Origin of the sequence: Bradyrhizobium sp. CB82, assembly GCF_029714405.1 — a bacterium.
Taxonomy (GTDB): Bacteria; Pseudomonadota; Alphaproteobacteria; order Rhizobiales; family Xanthobacteraceae; genus Bradyrhizobium.
This window is the reverse complement of the sequence record NZ_CP121651.1, coordinates 177,043-197,068: the sequence shown is the minus strand read 5'-3', so window position 1 is coordinate 197,068 and position 20,026 is coordinate 177,043. Positions and strand designations below refer to the sequence as shown.

The following is a 20,026-nucleotide window of genomic DNA, read 5'->3' as shown; positions in this document are numbered from 1 at the left end:
GCAATCTTACGACACGGCGCTTGGTTGGAAAGAACAGGCTTAACCCTTCACCGCGCCCGCGGTCAGCCCATGTAGCAAGTGTCGCTGCAGGAAGCTGAACAGCACGGCCACGGGAACGGTGCTCAGAATGACCCCGGCCGATAGCTGTCCCCATTGCACCTCGTACTGGCCGACCATGTAGAGCAGCCCAGCTGAGAGCGTGCGCATGCTGGTCTCGGTCGTGAACGAGATCGCGAACAAGAGCTCGCTCCAGGATACGACGAAAGCGAAAATGGCGGTCGCAGCGATGCCCGGAGCCGCGAGCGGCAGCACGATGCGGCAAAGCGCGCCGAAATGGTTGCAGCCGTCGATCATCGCGCTCTCTTCGAGGTCGCGTGGTATGGAGCTGAAATAGCCGACCATCATCCAGACTGTGAACGGCACGGTGAACGAGAAATTCGAATAAATCAGCGCCTGATAGGTATCGATCAGGCCGAGCGCGCGCCATTGCGTGAGCAGCGGCGCGATCAGGAGAACGCTCGGAAACATCTGAGTGGCAAGAAACATCAGCAGCAGCGCATCTCGTCCTGCAAAGCGGAAGCGGGCAATCGCATAGCCGGCGAGCACCGATACCACGGTGGTCGCGACCATCGTGACCGAACATACCCACAAGCTGTTGAGAAAGAAGCGGCTGAACGGCGTGACCGGCGACGTCCAGGCATCAACGTAATTCTCGAAGGTGGGATGGACCGGCAGATATTGCAGCGGCGTTGCGTAAAGCTCCTGCCGGTCCTTCAGCGATGTGAGGAACATCCAGACGAAGGGCCCAAGGGCAAAGGCGGTGAGCAGCACAAGACCGATCCAGACCACGGGACCAGCCAACACCCGCTCGGCAAGGTCTTTCGGAGCAGCCCGACGCGTCATTCGGTGTCCTCGAGGCCTTTGGTTGTGCGCAGGTAGAGCCACGTGAACGCCAGCATCACGAGGAGCAGGACGACCGAGAGCGCGCCGGCGTAACCGAAGTCGAGGCTCGAATAGGCCTGCAGCAGCGTGTAGGTCGAGGTGATCTGCGTGGCGTTGGCCGGGCCGCCGCCGGTCATGACAAAGATCAGGTCGGCATAATTGAATGTCCAGATGATGCGCGTGGCCGTCGCGACGACGATGATGGGCCGCAGCAGCGGCAAAGTGATGTGCCAGAAACGGGCGAACACGCCTGCGCCGTCGACCTGGGCCGCCTCGTACAGCTCGTCCGGAACGGCTTGCAGCCCCGCCAGCAGCATGATGGCGAAGAAGGGAATCCCGCGCCAGACATTAGTGAAGACAACCGCCGCCATCGCGAGATCCGGTGACGAGAGCCAGGCGACGCGCTCCTGCATCAGGCCGACCCGGATCAGGAGGTCATTGATGACGCCGTAATTCGGTTGATAGAGCCACTCCCAGATCAGCCCCACCACGACTCCCGGGATGATCCAGGGCAGCAGGGTCAGAGTGCGCACCAGGGCGCGTCCCGTGAAGGCCTGCTGGAGCAGAAGGGCTGCGGCAAATCCGAGCAAGAATTGCAGGAGGACCGAACCGAACACCCAGACAACAGAATTCCTCAGCGTCAGCCAGAACACGGGGTCCTCGACAAGGCGGAGGTAGTTGCCAAGCCCGATGAAGCGGTAGTCCTGCGGCTTGTACAGGATGTCGGCGTAAAGGCTCATCTTGATCGCGAGCAGGATCGGCACGACGACCGTCGCAATCATGCAAAGCGCGGCCGGCAGTAGGTACGAATACCCGATCAACAGCTTGCGCACTCGCCAGCTGATCAGCGGACGGGTGCGGGGCTTTGCAACGGTGAGCGTGGTCATGATCGTTCCCGACGCTTACGTCATCTCCTTCTTCAAGATGTCGGCGAAGCGGTCGAGGCACTCCTTTGCGGAGATCTTTCCAAGCATTGCCTGTTGAATGAGCGGTACGCCGTCCGAGTCGATCTTGCCGCCCCAGCCGGGATAGGCGAGGTAAGGGCTGACGATGCCGATCGGGAAGGACTGCACGAAGCCGGCGAGCGCGGGGTCTTTGGAAAATTCCGGCCTGTCGAGGATCGACTTGCGCGCCGGCAACAGGCCGAGGGTCGTGTTGTATTTGAGGCTCGGCTCATCATCGAGCATGAAGCTCATGAACTGCCAGGCGCCTTCCTTGTTCTTCGCGCCTTTGAACATGGTAAGCGTCTCGGAGAACCAGAATGAGGCGCGCTTCTTCGCCGGACCGATCGGCAAAGGCAGCGTGGCGAATTTGTCGTCGCCAACGTTTTTCTTCTGCTGGCCGCTCGAGCCCGAATTGTGCTGGTACATGCTAGTGACGCCACGCCCGAAGGTTTCGACGATTTCGACAAAGCCGTCGGTCGCCGCGCTCGGCGGCGTGACCTTGTGCTTGAGCGCGAGGTCGAGATACCAGGCAACCGCGTCGACGGCTTCCTTGGAATTGATCACCACCTTGCCGTCCTTGAGCACTTCTGCCCCGTTGGCGTAGGCGAACTCGGTCGGATAGAGCAGCGCCCAGGTGCCGCTGCCGCGCATCCCGTAGCCGTACTGGTTCTTGTCCGCCTTGGTGAAGGCATTCGCGATGGCGAGGAACTCGTCCCAGGTCCAGTCCGGTGTCGGCTCCTTGAGGCCGAGCTCTTTCAGACGGTCGGTGCGGTAGTAAATTCCGTCGAGCGTCACGGCGAGCGGCAGCGAGATGATCTTGCTGTTGATGGTGACGGTCTGCCAGGCGGTCGGCACGACATCCGCGTAGTGCTTCCAGGTCTTCGCGCGCGCGGTGATGTCTTCGACGGCGCCCATGCCGTTGAACTGGCCGACCCAGTTGTCCCAGACCTGGCAGAGATCGGGCGGGCTTCCGCCAGTGATCGCGCTGATGAGCTTCTGACGTGCTTGTGCCTGCGGCACATATTCGATCTGCACCGCGAAATCCTGTTGTGACTGATTGAAGCGCTCGACCAGCGAGTTCATCAGCGCGATGCGCGTCGGCTCGGGAACGCTCCATTGAAAGCGGACCGGCTCGGCGCCCCAAGCCTTGCGGGGGGCAATGAACGGAGCATCCCACCAGGCCAGATCGGCCGCAGCGATGACGCCGGCACCCGCCAGCGTGTGCAGTAGCTTCCGCCGAGACAGCGAGGTACGCTCATCCATCATTGGATCCTCCCTCTGGCCAGGCCTCTTCCGGCTCTTGTTTGTGGCATCATGCCACACCATGCCGGGCGGGAAAAGTTCCAAACAGGCTAGCGCTTGGCACACTCAGCACTCTCAGTATAGAGGCCTGGGCCCGAAACTGACCAAGCGAGACTGCGATCCCCTCATCGAGTAGGCGATCCCCTGCCCGCGCAACCCAGTTAATCGTCCTGCCCAACTTATTGTGATCCCAGCGGAGAGCCGCGCGTGATGTCAGCCTTTGTGCCCGTCAGCGAAGTGGCGGCACGCCTCATTGAGGTCTGTTCAAGGGCGCATAGCGGATTGGATTTACTCACGTTGAGTTTTTCGCATTTTTGCCCTTTGCGACAGATCTAGCGGGTATCGCTGAGGTCTCCTGTCAGAGGCAGAGCCGACTTGATTGCTCGCAGCAGGTATTACGGCTCGTGACCCAAGGCAGACTTCTTGCCGTAGCGGGAAACGCAGGATTTGCATAAGATTGAGCCTTGTCGTGACCCGCCCGAGGGGAGCGAAATGCAACAACGTGGTGGAAGCGAGAAACCGATGAAGGGTCGGCGCGCGAATAGGCCCCAGGCTCGCGCGATTGTGGCCCCTTCCGTTGCCGATTTGCAAAAGCAGGTCGGCATTCTCTCCCGCGAGTTGAAAGAGACGCGGGAGCAGCAGAGCGCCACCGCCGAAGTGCTCAAGGTCATCAGCCGTTCCACGGTCGAACTTGGGTCCGTGCTCCACACCCTGGTGCAAACAGTGGCGCGCCTCTGCCGGGCAGACCAGGTGTATATGTTCCATCTGCGCCATGATCTCTGGCATCTGGTCGCAGATTGCGGTCTTTCGGCAGAGGCAAGAGATTTCTTCCGCAACAATCCCTTCATTCCCGGTCGCGGCTCGACGTCCGGTCGGGCCGCGTTGGAGCGTCGAGCCGTCCTCATTCCCGACGTCTTGCAAGATCCGGAATACACTCTCAGTGAAGGGCAGGAAATCGCAGGCTACCGCACGACTCTCGGCATTCCGTTGCTTCGAGAGGATACGCTGATAGGCGTGTATAGCATTGCGCGGACGCGCGTCGAGTCCTTCACGGATAAAGAGATCGAACTCGCCACGACCTTTGCTGACCAAGCCGTAATAGCGATTGAGAATGCGCGCCTGTTTGAGGAGCTGCGCGAGCGCCAGGCAGAGCTGCGCGTCACCTTCGACAATATGGGCGACGGCGTGGTCATGTTCGACGCTGCGGCGCGACTTACGGCGTGGAACCGCAATTTCCAGAAGATGCTCGATCTGCCCGACGCCTTTCTTGCGGAACGGCCGAGCTTTGCCAAGTTCTTCCGCTATCTTGCCGATCGCGGCGAGTACGTTTCTGCTGATCTCGAAGTTCAACTGAGCCGCACCGTCGAAGCCCCGCGGCGGGAGCTGCGCTTTGAGCGCACGCGGCCTGATGGCCGCGTGATCGAGGTGCGCCGCAATCCGGTGCCTGGCGGTGGCTTCGTGCTCATTTACAGCGATATCACAGAGCGCAAGCGGGCCGAGGAGGCGATTCGTACGGCGCGAGACGCCGCCGAAACGGCGTTGCACCAGTTGCAGATGGCGCAAGCGAGCCTGGTCCATGCACAGAAGATGGCGGCACTCGGGCAGCTGACCGCCGGCATTGCGCACGAAATCAAGAACCCGCTCAATTTCGTGAACAATTTTGCCGCAGTCTCATCCGAGTTGACGGACGAGTTGAACGAGGTACTCAAGCCAGTCGTACTGCCTGGCAAGGTCCGCGAGGAAGTCAAAGAGCTGACCGGCACGTTGAAGGACAACCTCGGAAGGGTCGTGCAGCACGGTCAACGCGCCGACTCCATCGTCAAGAACATGCTGCTGCATTCTCGCGAGGGCTCGGGTGAGCATCGGCCAGTCGAGATCAACGCGATCGTCGACGAGAGCCTCAACCTCGCCTACCATGGAGCCCGCGCAGAGAAACGGGGTTTCAACATCACGCTGGAGCGCGATTTCGATCCGGCGGTCGGGGTTGCCGACGTCTACGCGCAGGAGGTCACCCGGGCGCTTTTGAACCTGATCTCGAACGGGTTTTATGCCGCAACCCAGCGCACAGGGGCGGCCGACAACGGCTTTGAACCGAGGTTGAAGGCGGTAACACGAAATCTGGGCGACAGGGTCGAAGTGCGTATCCGCGACAATGGTATGGGCATCCCGCTCGACATCCAGGAGAAGATTTTCGACCCGTTCTTCACGACAAAACCGGCCGGTGAAGGTACCGGGCTCGGGCTGTCCATGAGCCACGACATCGTGGTGAAACAGCACGGAGGTACGATTGAAGTTGTGACTGAACCCGGTTCATTTACAGAATTCATCATTACGTTGCCGCGTGTCATGCCTTAGCGACCAGAAGCAGGGGCAGAGAGATTGAGCACCTATATCCTTGTGGTCGATGACGAACCCGACGTGGAACACCTGTTTCGCCAGCAATTCCGTCGCGACATTCGCTCCGGACGTTTTGTCATGGAGTTTGCGGCGTCAGCGCCCGAGGCGCTGGAGCACGCGAAGACGATCGCCGATCCCTTACTGATCCTGTCGGACATCAACATGCCCGGCATGAGCGGGCTTGAAATGCTGCCGAAGGTGAAGGCGGCGCGGCCGAACGCGCCCGTGATCATGATCACGGCCTACGGCGATGAAGCGACAAAGAAGAAAGCTGCCGAACTCGGGGCTGCTGGGCTGCTGACCAAGCCGATCGACTTCGGGCTGTTGCGCGAGGAAATCGATGAGTTGCACCGGGCGGCTTAGTCCGCTTGTGTGCAGATGCTATGGGGCGAGCGGCGAGGACGTGGCACCATGGGCGCTGTTCAACGGCTACCGATGGAGCTCACCCATGTCGCAACATTTTCGTTTTGACGCGAGCAGGTCCCTCACCGCTCTCGAGCAGGATAGCACAATCATCGCCGTGATCGAGATGAGCCAAACGAAGTGGCTGGTTGCGGCACTCGTTCCCGGCATCGAACGCCAGCCACTTAAGAAATTCGACGCCAACGAGGAAACGTTGCTGAAGCTCTTGCATCGTTGGCGCCGCGAAGCCGGCAAGGCTGGGCGCAACATCAAGCGTATCGTCGTCGCCTTTGAGGCTGGCCGCGACGGTTTCTGGCTCGCGCGCTGGCTGCGGGCGCGCGATGTTGAGGCCTACGTCATCCATCCCACCAGCATCGCGGTGTCGCGCGAACACCGGCGCGCGAAGACCGATCGTCTCGATACGGAACTTCTGATGCGCGTCTTTCTCGGCTGGCTGCGCGGCGAGAGGCGCCATTGCAGCATGGTGGCGATCCCGACGATCGAGGAGGACGCGAGGCGACCAAACCGTGAGCACCAGAATCCGGCGGCATGATCCAGCTGGCTTGGCGTTTTATCAGGTTCCAAAAGAACAGCGCCCTGGCCCAATGGTTCGCGGCGCGAACCGCCGACGGACGCGCCAGCACACGCAAGACGATGATTGTGGCGCTGGCGCGTAAGCTGCTCATCGCCCTCTGGCGTCTCGTGACAAGGGGCGAGGTTCCGCAGGGCGTCGTGTTACGTCCGGCATCATGAACGACAGCATGGGCAAGAGAGCAACGATATAGCACAAACGGTTTGGCAGCCCCGTGTGCTCGGGTCTGCCGATAAATCCGAGGTGGCGGTGCCCCGACCTAAAACCATGGCTTCAAATGCCGCTGTGCAGAATGGGCCCGCCGCCCCGGAGCTTCGCCGATGATGCGTATGACTGCATCGTGGTTGCGATCCCCACACGGATCGACCGAATACAAGGCTGTGGCGTGACTTCTGCGCCCCGATGGCAAGCTCCCCTCGGATCAGTCGTGCCGATCTTCAGGCTGCAAAACTACTTGAGTTGCACCGCCCGGAGGCGGTGACGGACCCAGCCGTCGATGTCCGCAAACGCCCGTGGTGTGTCCGCAAGTTGGAAGTAGGCCTTCCAGCCCTTCAGATACACTCCGAGCGCTTTGCCGAGTTGCGCAAGGCTTCTGTCCGGCGCTGCGCCGGGTCAGCTCTCGCACGCGCTCCTTCATACGCTTGATGGCCTGTGGTGCGACGCGCCGCCGGATCGTCCGCCCCGCGGCCACCCAGAACGAGAAGCCGAGGAACTTCGATGCCGTGGCACGTCTCACCTTGCTCTTGGCCTCGTTGACGCGGAGCTTCAGCTTTCCGAACTGCTTGCGCAGCGAGGCCATCACCCGCTCGCCCGCGCGCTGCGTCCGAACATAGACGTTCAGATCGTCAGCGTAACGGACGAAGGCGTGGCCCCGTCGCTCCAGCTCCTTGTCGACCTCGTCCAACAGCACGTTGGCCAATAGCGGCGAGAGCGGGCCGCCCTGCGGCGTGCCTTCCTCCCGCTCGATCACCACCCCGTCCGCGAGCACGCCCGCATTGAGGTAGCGGCGGATCAGCCGCAGCACCCGAGGGTCCGCAATCCGCTTGGCCAACCTTCCCATCAGCATGTCGTGGTTGACCCGGTCGAAGAACTTCTCCAGGTCGACATCCACGACGAAGCTGCGGCCCTCCTGCACGTAGGCCTGCGCGCGACGTACCGCGTCGTGCGCACTCCGTCCGGGCCGGAAGCCGTAGCTCGCATCCGAGAAGGTCGGGTCAAACAGCGGTTGCAGGACACCCAGCAGGGCCTGCTGGATGAAGCGGTCGAGCACCGTCGGGATGCCAAGCTCGCGCTCGCCCCCGCCGGGCTTCGGAATGACCACCCGTCTCACCGGCTGCGGCTGGTAGCGTCCGGCGAGCAATTCCTCGCGCAGCCGCACCCAGTGCTTCCGCAGATGGTCGGGCAGCTCTTCGACCGTCATCCCATCAATGCCGCAACTTCCCGCATTCTGTCGAACACGCTTCAATGCAGCCTGAAGGTTGGGGCGTTCACACACCCGCTCCATCAGGTCGCTGCTTCCCAGGCGCTCGTTTCCACCACCAGTCAAGGGCGCTTCCACACGCGCGACTGGTCCCTGCGGCTTCACCGCCTTGGCCGCTCGAGCGCTCGGACCTTCATCCGACTTCCGTGGCATAATTCCCCCGAGGTGCATGGGCGGCTCGCAACCGATGGCAATGCGCGCACCGGCCGCCTGACCACGCCGCACGGCGTGGTGCGCACGCCCGAGGCATTGCAAACCCGTAGCCACACCATCAGCGTCCCTCCGGACATGCTCGGCTCGGGCGAGCACTACGCGCTCGAAGTGCGCGGCGATTCGATGGTCGATGCTGGCATCCTGGATGGCGACATGGCGTTGATCCAGCGCAACGAGCCATGCGACAGATGATTTTCAGCGTGATCTCGGCAGCGCCTGCCCGCATCGAGATCGGCCTGGACGATGTCACGAATGAAATCGCGCCCCATCGATCCCAGCTCCAAGCTGCAATGTGTCTCCTATGCGCCGTTCTCGCCCTTCCTATCGTTCGGCCCTTCGCAGCTTGCGCCGCTACTATGGCCTCTGCTGACTTCTCGCTCCAAAGGCCTCACGGCCGTCGTCGCCCCTTCAGGGGCAAGGCGAGATCTCCCCCGGGTAAGAACATCGACCTTCACTGCACGACCGCCGGATCTACGTCGCCTTGCCTTGGTCACGAGAGCTTTGCGGTTGCGTGCCCGCTCGCCCTGCTTGGTTCCGCCTTCTATCCGGTTCCTGTTCGTCGGCCCGCAGCTTCGCTCCACGCTTCCTTCACGCCAGCCTCACGGTCCGACGCTCTGCGCTTCACTTCGCTCGCTGTGACCAGCTCACGGGAGGACTTCCACCTCCAAGTCAATGCCCATGCCGGGCGCACACGCTGGAAATCATCGCCCCGTTGGGCGATGATCCGGCCGTCAGCCTTCGGGCTATCGCCAGCTGACCTGCCCGGCTCCAGCCGGCGAACGCGGTGACCCGCCGCCAGCTACACCAACGCGGGGACATAATCGATGACGTGATTGAAGCTAGAGCTCCCCAGGGGCTTATCCATGGCCCATTGCAATCGAACGTCTAAAAAGGACAGGCTTGCTGGCTGGATAGCTCCTGCCAATGGTTTCCGTTCGTTATGGGCTTCCTTGACGGAGGTCTTCTAAACTCTCCCATAGAAGGGAGTGGAACGTGGAGAGGGAGGTACTTGCTCCCTCGGGGCCTTGAGCCCGCAGATGACATCTCCCATGCTCAAGGCCCTAGCGGGTCTTTTGCATTTCGAGCGCAGATCGCGAAGGTTGATTCATCGGGATGGGATCCTGTTCCTCCAGGGGCTTTTGTCTCGCGCTGCAACGCGATGTGGCTGTCGAGTGGTGACAAGACCTGCTTCATCTTGGGGCCGCAGCGCCTTGCCTGTGGCGCGCCTCAATAGGAAACCGCAGATCCTCTGACCTATAAGCCGCCGCAGCAACACCAATATACCGCCGCAATCTCAGCCCGCGGGCCTGACAGGTTGGAGCGATGCGCACGGCTCGACGAACGCTCGAAAGATCTGGTTAATGTGCGCCTACGTCTCCTGGCTGGTCTGTATCGACCCTACTATTTGGCGCTCAATGATGACGAGCCGCTCCTGAATACTGCGCCCGCCGCGAATGGCGGCCTAGTAAGACTGCGGCGTGGTCTGCTCCATCCGCCGCACGCAATAGGCGCATACTTGGTTGCCTTTTCGCACGCGATGTCCCTGCGCACCGAGACCGGACACAAACGTCACTTCGTCATTGACTCGCGTGACGCATCTGCAGCTCCGCAATGCGATTGTCGGCGCGGCGAAGCCGCCGACAAAGCTCGCGGTTGATATTCTGCATCACCATCACATACGCGTAGATGTCCGCCTTGTAGTACGCGTAGAGTTGTCGAGCCGTGATCTCGTACAGCAGGGTTGGGCTCTGCGCGACGATGGTCGCTGATCGGTTCTGCATCTCGATAAGCGTCATTTCGCCAAAAAAGTCACCCGGCCCAAGACTCGCCATGCGAATTATGCGCCCCGAGCTACCGAGTTTGCTCACCACAAGCTCGCCGGAATGAACAACGAACATTGAGCGGCCCGGTTCTCCTTCCGCCACGACAGTGTCACCGACGTCGAAGCGGCGCTCGACCAGCATTGAGACCAAGAGATCGCAACTCGCGTCTGAGAGTCCACCGAAGAACGGTGTCGCAAGTAAAAACGCTTTCAGATCGGGCGAGCTGACAGCCATCGACAAAATATACCCCCGCTCCCAGCGGTGGCAAGCGGGCCAACCCCGACGGGAATCTCCGATAAGTTATCGCGCGGGAGCGTGGGGCCGCCGATCGAGCAGGCAGACCGGCCTGATCATTGTGTGAGTGGCATACTAATTCTCCCCACTTGTGGCGTTTGAAATTCCAATTTTCGTAACGACCGACCGTCCACGGCATGCCCAGGATGGTCGGCCGGCGCCGAGACGTTGACGCTGCTGCCGCAGGCAGCAGGGAGGGCGCGGCGATCAAACTCGGGGAACTTGTCATGATCCTGGATTTGCATCGCCAAGTCTGTCGGTTAGCACCTGCGCCCAGCAACTTGGTGTCGATCGAAAGACAGTCAGGTCCTACATCGCCGGAGGGTTGGAGCCGCCGGTTTACAAAAAGCGCCATCAAGGTGTTCTCGATGGTGCTCTGCTACTCACTGGGCTGATCTGGGCGCGCTTTTGTCCCAAGCGGATCTGCAAATAGTCCTTCGCTGTCATCTCCGGACGTGGAGATCGCTTACTGCGCGGGCGCTCTTTCTCGCCCCGGGTCAAAGGCGAGCTCGAATAGAAGCCAATATGCCTGTCGTCGTGTCGATGATGGTTACGGCCTGCTCAATCTTGCCTTGCCCCAACGGATATTTGGTACACCGCTCGGATATCTGAACTAACCGTCTTCTTTCGCTGATCAGGATCGTGCTGCTTTTGTCGACGGCAAACTTGACGATATCCCGCATTGGATTTTTGTCGCCAAAGTCGGTCAGATCTTTCTCCATCGTGATCAGATACTCATAACTAACCAGTTCGTCGGAGATCTGAAGAAGTTCCCGGATAGTCGAGTTAACACAGTCGGCGTCGCCGCTGGAAACATCGGGGCGCTTTGCGGTTGCGACAAGGTCGTTCATGAGGTTGGCAAAGAGCGGCCTAAGGCTCTCGGCCTGCCTGAAATCGCTCTCGGACAGGACGCCAGCGCAGCACACACTGGTTAGGAACAGCCCAAGCCCCAAGCTTGCCGCCAGCATCTTTCGGTGCGCTCGCGCTGGGAACGAAAATCTCGTGGTGCCGATCAGCCCGTGCATCCCAATTGGTCCCTCCCCTGCCACCCTTATTGTTAGATAGTTGTTTCTGTGCAAAGATCGGGCATCGTCGACTTCAGTTCACACTTGCTTTGCGTGCAGATATGTCGGCGTCTGAACCGCTCCCAAAGCCGGAGCATAGGAGCATGACCGAGGGGCCGCAACGGGCGTTTCGCGCCGCGGCCCTTGACCGGGCTGCGTCTCCCGAGCAGCTCGATCATCTCGTTGTTATCACCAAGCCCGCTGACTGGATTCTCACCCTTGTGCTGTGCATTGCGCTTGTGGCGGCCGTGCTGTGGGGCATCTTCGGGCGCGTGCCCACTCGCGTATCGGGCGAGGGAATCCTGATCGGCAGTGGCGGTAAGGTCGTCGACGCCGTATCCGCCGCTGCCGGACGGCTGCAGTCGGTCGCAGTCACGGTGGGCGATCACGTCAACAAGGACCAACCCATCGCCCAGATCGTTCAAACCGAAATCCAGCAAAAGCACAACGCTGCCACCGAAGTCTTTCATGAACGCCAGCGGGAGCATGCCGATCGGGTATCGAAAGCTGCAAGCGAGCTCGCCGCCAAGAGCCAGAACTTTGCAAAACTTGAAATCGCCCTGCAACAGGTGATCAAGGCAACGAGCCAACGTCTCGATTATCTCACCGTCGACGTCAAAAACCTCGAGGATTTGCTGGCCAAGGGATACACGACGCGGCGCAATCTCGAAGAGCGACGCCAGGAGCTGACCGATGCGCAACAGCGCCGTACTGACGCCCAAAACGAGATTTTAAAGTTGCGGTCGCAGAAGACGGACCTGGAAACGGAGCGCGGGCGCGAAATTCAGCAGTCCGAGTTTGCCCTCAATGAGGCCCGGCGGCAAATGAATGCCGCTGCCGAACAGCTGAGCCAGAACACCCAAGTGATCAGCCCGATGGACGGGCGCGTTTTGGAAGTAAAGATTTCGCCCGGTTCGGTGCTAGCCATCGGCACACCGGTGATTGCAATCGAAAGCGAAGGCGCCAAGCTTCAAGCCGTCGTCTATGTTCCAGCCGAACGGGGTAAACAGATCAAGCCTGGCATGCAGGTGCAACTCGAACCGAGCACGGTGAAGCGCGAGGAATTTGGCATGATGCTGGGCAACGTGGTCAGCATCTCTGATTTCCCAATGACGCCGCAAGGCATGGCTGCGCTGCTGCATAACGAAAGCCTGGTTTCACGCTTCTCGCACGACGGTGCACCCTACGCCGCGATGGTTGCGCTCGATGAAGACGCCTCCACTGTAACCGGATATCGATGGGCCGTTGGCGAGGGGCCGAAAATTCATCTCACGAGCGGAACGTTGGCGCGGGCCGAGATCACAACTCGCCGGCAGCGTCCCCTCGATCTGGTGATCCCCCTGCTCAAGCACCTCACGGGAATTGATGGATAAGCCTTCTCCAAACGAGCTAACCAGCAAGCGCGGCCGGCCCAAATCTTACGTCAGCCGCATGGCGAGCTGGTTGCCGCACCGACGCACCCAGCGGACACCCATCATACTGCAGATGGAAGCCGTCGAATGCGGTGCGGCAGCGCTTGGCATCATACTCGGCTATTACGGTGCGTGGATTCCGTTGGAGGAGCTTCGTATCGCATGCGGCGTATCACGCGACGGCAGCAAGGCGAGCAACATCATTAGAGCGGCGCGCCGATACGGGCTGACGGCGAAGGGCTATAGCGTCGAACCTCCGGCACTTGCCGAGATTCCAACGCCTTGCATCATCCACTGGAACTTCAACCACTTCGTCGTCCTGGAACGAATTGATAGAAAGCGCGCCTACATAAACGACCCCGCCAGCGGGCGTCGCCGGATCGATCTGGTCGAGCTTGATCTCGCCTTCACCGGCGTTGTCCTGGTGTTTGAGCGGGGCGAAAGGTTCGAAAAGGTCGGCAGCAAACCGAAGGGCATCGGCCTGCTCATGCGTGAGTTGCGCCAATCAAAGGAGGCGGTGGCCCTGCTAGTTATTGTCAGCATCGCCACGGTCTTGCCCAATATCGTTGCCGCGGGATTCTCAAAAATCTTTGTTGATGACATTTTGATCCAGCACATGCGCAGCTGGCTTGTGCCGCTCCTGATCGGCATGGCGCTGACGGCGGCCTTCCGGGCCGTTCTGACCATCATACGCCAATCGCTGCTATTGCGGCTGCAGACCAAGCTCGCCGTCGTGATGACCAGCCGCTTTCTGTGGCGCCTCATGACGCTGCCGCTGGAATTCTTCACCCAACGTCACGCCGGGGACATTGCAGGCCGTATTGCAGCCAACGAACAGATCGCCCGGCTGCTTTCAAGCGGCATTGCCGCCAATGCGCTCAGCCTGATGTCGGTGGTGTTGTTCGCCGCGGCCATGGCCGTCTACGACGTTAGCCTGACCGCGCTTTGCGTCGCAATCTCTTTGATAAATGTTCTTCTCCTGCGGCTTGTCGCTTCACGCCGCCAGGAACTGAGTTATCGGCTAGCGCTCGATCAGGGAAAGCTGCTCGGAGCGACCGTGAGCATGGTGCGGACTATCGAAACCATCAAAGCAAGTGGATTGGAAGACGACGCCTTCGGCCGGTGGGCCGGTCTTCAAGCCAAAACACTCAACGCCGAACAGAGGATCGGCGCCTCCGCAATCATATTGGATATGGTCCCGACCCTGCTCTCAGGCCTCATGGTCGCAGCGATTCTTGGTGTCGGAGGCTTGCGGGTCATTCAGGGCTCGCTGACACTGGGAAGCCTCGTGGCCTTCCAATCCTTAGCATTGAGTTTCTCCGAGCCTTTCGTCAACCTCGTGAACTATTTCGGCGGCCTGCAAACCATCAAGGGAGCGCTCGAACGGCTCGAGGATGTCTACCGGTACCCGCTAGCGCCGCAACCGCCGACACATGCGGGTGACTTGCCGCCCAAGCTTACCGGCCGAGTCGAACTTCACAACATCAGCTTCGGCTATTCGGTGCTCGAACCGCCCCTTTTGGCGGATCTTTCGCTGGTGATCCCTGCCGGTTCGCGTGTGGCACTCGTTGGCGTGTCGGGCAGCGGAAAATCAACCCTCGGCAAACTGATCTGCGGACTGTACAAACCTTGGTCCGGCGAAATTCGTTTTGATGGATGGAGGCTGACGGACGTCCCTGCGGACATTTTTGCGAACTCCGTCGCCTATGTCGACCAGGACGTCTTTCTGTTTGAGGGAACCGCGCGAGACAATTTGACGCTCTGGGATTCGACAACCGATGAGCGCCACCTGCTGACAGCGGCCAAGGACGCGCTGATTCATCAAGACCTCGCGATCAGACCGGGCAACTATGACTGCCACGTCAATGAGGGGGGTACGAACTTCAGCGGTGGTCAGCGTCAGCGCATCGAAATCGCCCGAGCTCTGGTTTGCAATCCCTCGATCCTTGTGTTGGATGAGGCGACGGCTGCACTTGATCCGATCACGGAAAAATCCATCGACGACAACTTGCGGCGCCGAGGCTGCAGCTGCATCATCATCGCCCACCGCTTGAGCACGATACGCGATTGCGACGAGATCATCGTGCTCGAACGTGGTCGCATCGTTGAGCGCGGCACGCATGAGCAGCTTCATGCGCTTCAGGGCTCCTATGCCAAACTGGTGGCGCGCGAATGACGGATCGATTTGTCAGCGAGAATTTCGTTGGGCACCAACGCGAGGTGCCGATCGGTCTGTTACACCGGACGGCGCTCGATGCGCGTCGCCCGATGCTTCTCAGCGACCACGAACACGTTCTTCAAGTGGCTACCGGTCACGTCGATTTGTTTGCAGTACAGCCGACAGGCACGCGCCAGCATTTATTTCGCGTCGATACCGGCGAAAGCATTCTGGACCTGCACAATGCCTGCGAAACCTCGGGCAGCCGGCTGCAAATCATCGCCGTCGGGCCTCCTGGGACTGCGCTTTTCGAGGTGCCGCGCAGTGCAGCATCCTTTGGTCCTGTGTCCGGCTGGATTGCCCAACTGGCGACGCTCATGGTCCGCTCGGCGGCAAACGAAGCCATTTCTGAGCTGGTGAGCGTTGAGGCAATTGAACTGCACCCGGGCGAGCGCCGTCGCAGTCCGATCCGGAACCTGCTGTGGGCACACCTCGAAACCGGGACAGTAAAGCTCATGAACCTCGGCTCGAGCTTCGCTCCCGGGCAGCCCCCCTTTCCTTTGACCGGTGGGGTGTGGGTGGAAGCCGGCGAGCACGGGTGCAAATTGCGTCTCGACCCGAATCCGCCAGATGCCCTGGTTCTCTGGTCCGCGATTGATCGATTCCAAATAGCAGTTGTTGCCCATCTTGAGCGCAGCCTGGCAGAGGGAACCGTTCGAGAGCGCGAACGACTAGTCCGGCGCGGCGAACTCATTGTGTCGCAAACGCTCGACTCGTTTGAGCGGCTGTCTGATGTCGTGGTCAGAAAGGCCGATCGTGCGCAATCCGAATTCGACCCGGCAGACCCGCTGCTTTGCAGTTGCCGCGTTGTCGGACAAGAACTGGGCGTACCGATTACGCTTTCGCAGCGCGCTCAACCCGCAAGACAGGCCTTCAGTGAAATTCTGGAGATCGCTCGCACAGCCCAATTGCGGATCCGCCGGGTGCTCCTGCGCGATGTCTGGTGGAAGACCGATGCTGGACCGCTCCTCGGTTGGCATGGAGACGAACGCAGTCCAGTGGCTCTGGTGCGCAATCGGGCGAACACCTACACGATGTTCGACCCAAAAGATGGAAGACATCGTTCGGTCGATCGCTCCGTTGCCGGCGAGCTCAAACCGGAGGCCATCACTTTCTATCCAGTGTTGCCGTCCCGCCCGCTCCAATATCGCGATCTGCTTGCCTTTGCGATGCGAGGCGTTTCCGGCAGCGTCGCGCGCATCGGGTTGGCGGTTATTGCAATCGGGCTACTGTCGCTGATTCCGCCATTGCTCACCAATGTCCTGGTCAATTCGGTTATCCCGCGCACCGAGATCGATCAGCTCGTTGTTTGTGCGCTTGCGCTGACGGTCACCGCTGTGGCGATCACCAGTCTGCAGATGATGCAAGGACGAGTTACGTTAAGGCTCGAAGGTCTGCTCGACTATAAGCTGCAGGCCGCGCTGATCGACCGACTGCTCCGCCTACCCACCTCTCTGTTTCGCGAATATACGAGCGGCGATTTGGTCGATCGCGCCATGGGCATCGACGCCACTCGCCGGATCTTCACCGGACGTGTGCTGGGCGGCTTTACGGCCTCGTTCTTTTGTCTCTTCAGCATTGGGCTGATGCTCTACTATGACCTCCGACTGGGCAGCATTGCACTGCTGCTCACGATGATTAGAGCGGCTGCAATTCTTGCCACGAGCGCCGTGCGACTCTACTACGAAACCAGACATTTCAACCTGCAAGGCAAGGCCAGCGGCTTTGTGCTGCAATTGATTGCAGGAGTCGGCAAGCTGCGCGTAGCAGGCGCAACGGCGCGCGCGTTAGCGCGATGGTCGCAACAATTTGCTGTGCAAAGGCACTATTTCATCGCCTCGCAGCGAGCGGCCAACGCGCTGAGCACCTTTGATACCGTCTTTCCGATGCTGGCGACATTGACCATTTTTGCGCTTGCCTCCTACACAAACAGTCAAATCCTGCTCGATCTCGGCGCTTTTCTTGGCTTTCTTGCAGCGTTCGGACAGGCCACGGCCGCGATTGGCAGTTGGGCCTCGAGCGTTAGCGAATCACTGGTGGCAATTCCTCACCTCAGCCGCCTGAAACCCGTGATTTCCACTCCTGCCGAGATCTCTGAGGAACGGCGATCGCCCGGAGAACTATCTGGAGAGATCGAACTTTCCGGCATCGTCTTCCGCTATGCGAAAGGCGGGCCGAAGGTCCTGGATGACGTCAGCCTAAGCATTGCGACCGGTGACTACGTCGCGATCGTCGGCCCCTCAGGTAGCGGAAAATCGTCGCTCTTTCGTTTGCTGCTCGGTTTTGAACGGGCGGAAGCCGGCACGGTGTTTTATGACGGCAAGGCGCTCAACACGCTCGACATCAGCGCCGTGCGCCGGCAGCTTGGCGTAGTGCTGCAGGATACCAAGCTCGCAACCGGAAGCCTTTACGAAAACATTTGCGGCGGCGTTGATTTGCCGCTGGAGAAGGCGTGGGAGGCCGCCCGACTGGCGGCACTGGATGCCGACATCGCGCAGATGCCGATGGGCATGCATACGCTGGTTGCGGAAGGCGTGAGTACGCTGTCAGGCGGTCAGCGGCAGCGAGTATTGATCGCCCGCGCTCTTGCGCGCTCACCACGGATTCTTCTGTTTGATGAGGCAACCAGCGCGCTCGACAACCAAACCCAAAGCATCGTCGGCACCTCGCTGGAACGATTGAGCATCACACGGATTGTGATCGCGCATCGCCTCAGCACCGTGCGCAATGCCGATCGTATAGTCATGCTCCTGCGCGGCAAAGTCGTGCAAGCGGGAAGCTACGCAGAACTCATGAGCGAGCCGGGGCCGTTTGCGGATTTTGCCGAGCGGCAGTTGCTTGAACCGGCTCATCGTTAGCCTAACGACGGTGCGGACGGTGATCCTGAAGCATTATGTGCAGCTTCACAATGCTCCGACTGTGATTGTCGCGAACGAAAGCGTTCTTGCGAGAGCACTCAATTGCAAAGTAGCTTCCAGAGCTCGGACGCCAAGATAAATTGTGTGACCCCGATGGGGTCGAGCAAGGCGCAAACGATCTCAAATCGCTTTTTTTCTACCATGCCCTCATAGGTCTCAGCAATGTACCCGACCGTGAGCATACGTAGTCGAGAAACAAATGGTCAGCTAGGGGGGATGGTAAGGAAGGTACCACAAAGCTCCCGAGGCTAGCGATCGTGACGGCGTTAACGCCCGCCTCAGGTTTACAGCTGAGGTCGCGAATGCGCGGCGCGTCGGCGATCGCGTCCAGCGCCGGCTGATAGAAAGCCAGAGCGTGAGAGCCCTGGGTTCTCGTTTCAGCTCACGGAGAGAACGCTCACACCGGCGGTCATCGGCCATCATCCAACTATTTCGCGGGAACATCGCGGAGGCGCAAAGCGACGAGAAAAGCATCTTCCTGCTGAATCGAACCGCTTATTCAGGCGGACGATCACATCGTAGCTTCAGACAGCCATATCAGCGTATGCAAGACCCGGGTACGATCGCGGGTGCGTTTGCGACTCGGAACCGCTCGCCAGCCGATGTCCATAGGCCTGGCTCATCACTCTATGCCTCTGAGAGTTCGTCGCGCTCCACCCCGCTTGCCATGACGGCGAGTAGTGTTTCCTCGCACGGCGCCGGACACGGAATGCTCTTCCCGCTGCCGTTGCGGCGCAACCCCGCCGGCTTTTTTACCCGCCTATAGGCCAATGTCGTAATCAGACTCGGATTCCCAAGCGCCCTACCGGCCAAGTATTCACCCAAGTGGTCTTGAGTTGGGAAAACCATCGCGACTTAAAGTCCCAACATTTCTTCCGCAGGGTGGCTGTGAATCTGCCCATTAGGTCATGTACGCCACTCGCGTTCAGCACCGGCGGCCGCTCGCGCAATTGCTTTGGCCGCATCAGCATGCGAAGCTTTCTTGGCTCGCCGCTCGTAGTCGGCGAGAGCCTTAAGCTGGCGCGCAATCGCTCGGTCGGTCATGGTTTGGACAGCGCGGAGTAAGCTCTGTGCTATTATTGAGTATTCCTTGCCTCGTTGTGAAATCTGGGAAGTCATCAAGCCCTCGCTCGGTTCTCTGGCGCCTGGCCTAAAGCGATTCGAAGCCAGGTTAGCCAATTACGATCACTTGCCCGGCGAGCTCTGAAGCGATCGACGCACTTCTTGGAACAGAGAGGGGTTCGCCACGAGTAGTGCCGGACGAGTCCAAACTTGCCGTCACAAACTGCGCATCGTGCGGCCCTGCCAGATCCAACGCTCGCGGTACCAGGGGTGCCTGTGTCCATGAGACTCCTCGATTGAGATGAGTTAACCCGCACACCCCACGGGAGCAGCCGTGGAGAGTGCGGGCATTCCCGATGCCCGTGGAGAGTGCGGGCATTCTCGATTTAGAACGTGTTCGCAATAACCTGAGGCCCACCAGCGTTAACAGCGGTAGCCGGACCAAACACGCTGTTCGCGGTAGCAGTCTGCGGCTGGTAGTTGAGGAGGCCGGAGGCAGAGTTGCCCGAATGCGAAACGATCGTGCTGATAAGGGTGTTGACGTCACCGAACCCGCCAGCCACCACCTCGAGTTCCGTATCGATAAGTTCGCGAATCATGATGATTTACTTTCCTAAGAGGTTTTGCATGTGAACAACATCTGGCTCAAAGCAAACCAGTGCCTCACTGCTCGTGTAGATGCCTGAGGACGGATTTTTTATCTGTGAGAGAAATCACGTGGGCCCAGGCCCGCAGGAGCCGCAGAGACGCCTGCCCATGCGTTTCTTTGAGACAGAGCTGCGGGCGGGTGATTGAAAGCCGCCGACGCCTCTCCTGAATGGTGTATGCTCAGGCGCGCTGCGACTGCCACAACGCGCACATCAACATCCAGTTGGGATCGCAGCCATGGCCGATGAAGGCTGATGCCGAAGCGATCTAGATCCGCCTTAGAGCGGTTGCCGCCTTCATTGGCCAGAGAGAGGT

The 20,026-nt window shown here is 60.0% G+C and carries 10 protein-coding genes and 6 pseudogenes; 9 read left to right on the top strand and 7 right to left on the bottom strand.

Translation table 11 applies throughout. The features are described from left to right. Window positions 1-39: 39 nt before the first annotated feature. Genes QA640_RS44740 through QA640_RS44730 form a run of 3 tightly spaced genes read right to left on the bottom strand, consistent with a single transcriptional unit; the run spans window position 40 to window position 3,152 of the window. Entirely contained in the window at window positions 40-903 is an 864-nt protein-coding gene (locus tag QA640_RS44740; RefSeq protein WP_283043676.1) for a carbohydrate ABC transporter permease, read from the bottom strand. Then, window positions 900-1,829, bottom strand: coding sequence for a sugar ABC transporter permease (locus tag QA640_RS44735; protein ID WP_283043675.1), 930 nt, complete (start codon window positions 1,827-1,829; stop codon window positions 900-902). The genes QA640_RS44740 and QA640_RS44735 overlap by 4 nt, the downstream gene beginning before the upstream one ends. A gap of 15 nt (window positions 1,830-1,844) precedes the next feature. Next, window positions 1,845-3,152, bottom strand: a complete 1,308-nt coding sequence (locus tag QA640_RS44730; RefSeq protein WP_283043674.1) for a sugar ABC transporter substrate-binding protein — start codon at window positions 3,150-3,152, stop codon at window positions 1,845-1,847. 528 nt (window positions 3,153-3,680) lie between these two features. On the opposite strand from QA640_RS44730, the pseudogene QA640_RS44725 reads away from it, so the two are divergent. From QA640_RS44725 to QA640_RS44710, 4 genes and pseudogenes are all read left to right on the top strand, one after another. Next, window positions 3,681-4,637: pseudogene (locus QA640_RS44725) on the top strand (PAS-domain containing protein); the annotation flags it as partial. Between the two features lie 87 nt (window positions 4,638-4,724). Beyond that, window positions 4,725-5,543: pseudogene (locus QA640_RS44720) on the top strand (ATP-binding protein); the annotation flags it as partial. A 24-nt stretch (window positions 5,544-5,567) separates the two neighbouring features. Beyond that, the gene (locus QA640_RS44715; RefSeq protein ID WP_283043673.1) at window positions 5,568-5,948 is read left to right on the top strand and encodes a response regulator; all 381 of its coding nucleotides are present in this window, start codon (window positions 5,568-5,570) and stop codon (window positions 5,946-5,948) included. A gap of 307 nt (window positions 5,949-6,255) precedes the next feature. Then, window positions 6,256-6,740, top strand: a pseudogene (locus tag QA640_RS44710) (hypothetical protein). A gap of 292 nt (window positions 6,741-7,032) precedes the next feature. On the opposite strand, the pseudogene ltrA reads toward QA640_RS44710, so the two are convergent. After that, window positions 7,033-8,212 (bottom strand): annotated as a pseudogene (gene ltrA / locus QA640_RS44705) (group II intron reverse transcriptase/maturase); the annotation flags it as partial. A gap of 84 nt (window positions 8,213-8,296) precedes the next feature. On the opposite strand from ltrA, the pseudogene QA640_RS44700 reads away from it, so the two are divergent. Continuing rightward, window positions 8,297-8,449 (top strand): annotated as a pseudogene (locus tag QA640_RS44700) (S24 family peptidase); the annotation flags it as partial. A 1,400-nt stretch (window positions 8,450-9,849) separates the two neighbouring features. Here QA640_RS44700 and QA640_RS44695 read toward each other — a convergent pair. After that, window positions 9,850-10,329, bottom strand: coding sequence for a cyclic nucleotide-binding domain-containing protein (locus QA640_RS44695; protein WP_283043865.1), 480 nt, complete (start codon window positions 10,327-10,329; stop codon window positions 9,850-9,852). Between the two features lie 206 nt (window positions 10,330-10,535). Between QA640_RS44695 and QA640_RS44690 the strand changes: the two are divergent. Continuing rightward, a pseudogene (locus QA640_RS44690) lies at window positions 10,536-10,732 on the top strand (hypothetical protein); the annotation flags it as partial. 154 nt (window positions 10,733-10,886) lie between these two features. Here the strand turns inward: QA640_RS44690 and QA640_RS44685 are convergent. Further along, entirely contained in the window at window positions 10,887-11,414 is a 528-nt protein-coding gene (locus tag QA640_RS44685; RefSeq protein ID WP_283043672.1) for a hypothetical protein, read from the bottom strand. A 143-nt stretch (window positions 11,415-11,557) separates the two neighbouring features. Between QA640_RS44685 and QA640_RS44680 the strand changes: the two genes are divergently transcribed. The 3 genes from QA640_RS44680 (at window position 11,558) to QA640_RS44670 (ending at window position 17,941) form a co-directional block, all read left to right on the top strand. Further along, window positions 11,558-12,826, top strand: coding sequence for an NHLP bacteriocin system secretion protein (locus QA640_RS44680; RefSeq protein WP_283043671.1), 1,269 nt, complete (start codon window positions 11,558-11,560; stop codon window positions 12,824-12,826). Between the two features lie 112 nt (window positions 12,827-12,938). Then, complete coding sequence (locus QA640_RS44675) at window positions 12,939-15,041, top strand: NHLP family bacteriocin export ABC transporter peptidase/permease/ATPase subunit (RefSeq protein ID WP_283043670.1); 2,103 nt, start codon at window positions 12,939-12,941, stop codon at window positions 15,039-15,041. Then, on the top strand, window positions 15,038-17,941 hold the full coding sequence (locus QA640_RS44670) for an NHLP bacteriocin export ABC transporter permease/ATPase subunit (protein WP_283043669.1): 2,904 nt from the start codon (window positions 15,038-15,040) through the stop codon (window positions 17,939-17,941). The genes QA640_RS44675 and QA640_RS44670 overlap by 4 nt, the downstream gene beginning before the upstream one ends. 1,508 nt (window positions 17,942-19,449) lie before the next feature. On the opposite strand, the gene QA640_RS44665 is transcribed toward QA640_RS44670, so the two are convergent. Continuing rightward, window positions 19,450-19,662 carry a hypothetical protein gene (locus QA640_RS44665; protein ID WP_283043666.1) on the bottom strand — a complete coding sequence of 71 codons (213 nt, stop codon included), beginning with the start codon at window positions 19,660-19,662 and terminating at the stop codon, window positions 19,450-19,452. Between the last annotated feature and the right edge of the window lie 364 nt (window positions 19,663-20,026).

Excerpts from the sequence above, each read along its gene's own strand:
- QA640_RS44675 (WP_283043670.1), top strand. The coding sequence starts at position 12,939 with ATGGAAGCCGTCGAATGCGGTGCGGCAGCGCTTGGCATCATACTCGGC.
- QA640_RS44730 (WP_283043674.1), bottom strand. The coding sequence starts at position 3,152 with ATGATGGATGAGCGTACCTCGCTGTCTCGGCGGAAGCTACTGCACACG.
- QA640_RS44680 (WP_283043671.1), top strand. The coding sequence starts at position 11,558 with ATGACCGAGGGGCCGCAACGGGCGTTTCGCGCCGCGGCCCTTGACCGG.
- QA640_RS44670 (WP_283043669.1), top strand. The coding sequence starts at position 15,038 with ATGACGGATCGATTTGTCAGCGAGAATTTCGTTGGGCACCAACGCGAG.
- QA640_RS44740 (WP_283043676.1), bottom strand. The coding sequence starts at position 903 with ATGACGCGTCGGGCTGCTCCGAAAGACCTTGCCGAGCGGGTGTTGGCT.
- QA640_RS44735 (WP_283043675.1), bottom strand. The coding sequence starts at position 1,829 with ATGACCACGCTCACCGTTGCAAAGCCCCGCACCCGTCCGCTGATCAGC.
- QA640_RS44665 (WP_283043666.1), bottom strand. The coding sequence starts at position 19,662 with ATGATTCGCGAACTTATCGATACGGAACTCGAGGTGGTGGCTGGCGGG.
- QA640_RS44695 (WP_283043865.1), bottom strand. The coding sequence starts at position 10,329 with ATGGCTGTCAGCTCGCCCGATCTGAAAGCGTTTTTACTTGCGACACCG.
- QA640_RS44685 (WP_283043672.1), bottom strand. The coding sequence starts at position 11,414 with ATGCACGGGCTGATCGGCACCACGAGATTTTCGTTCCCAGCGCGAGCG.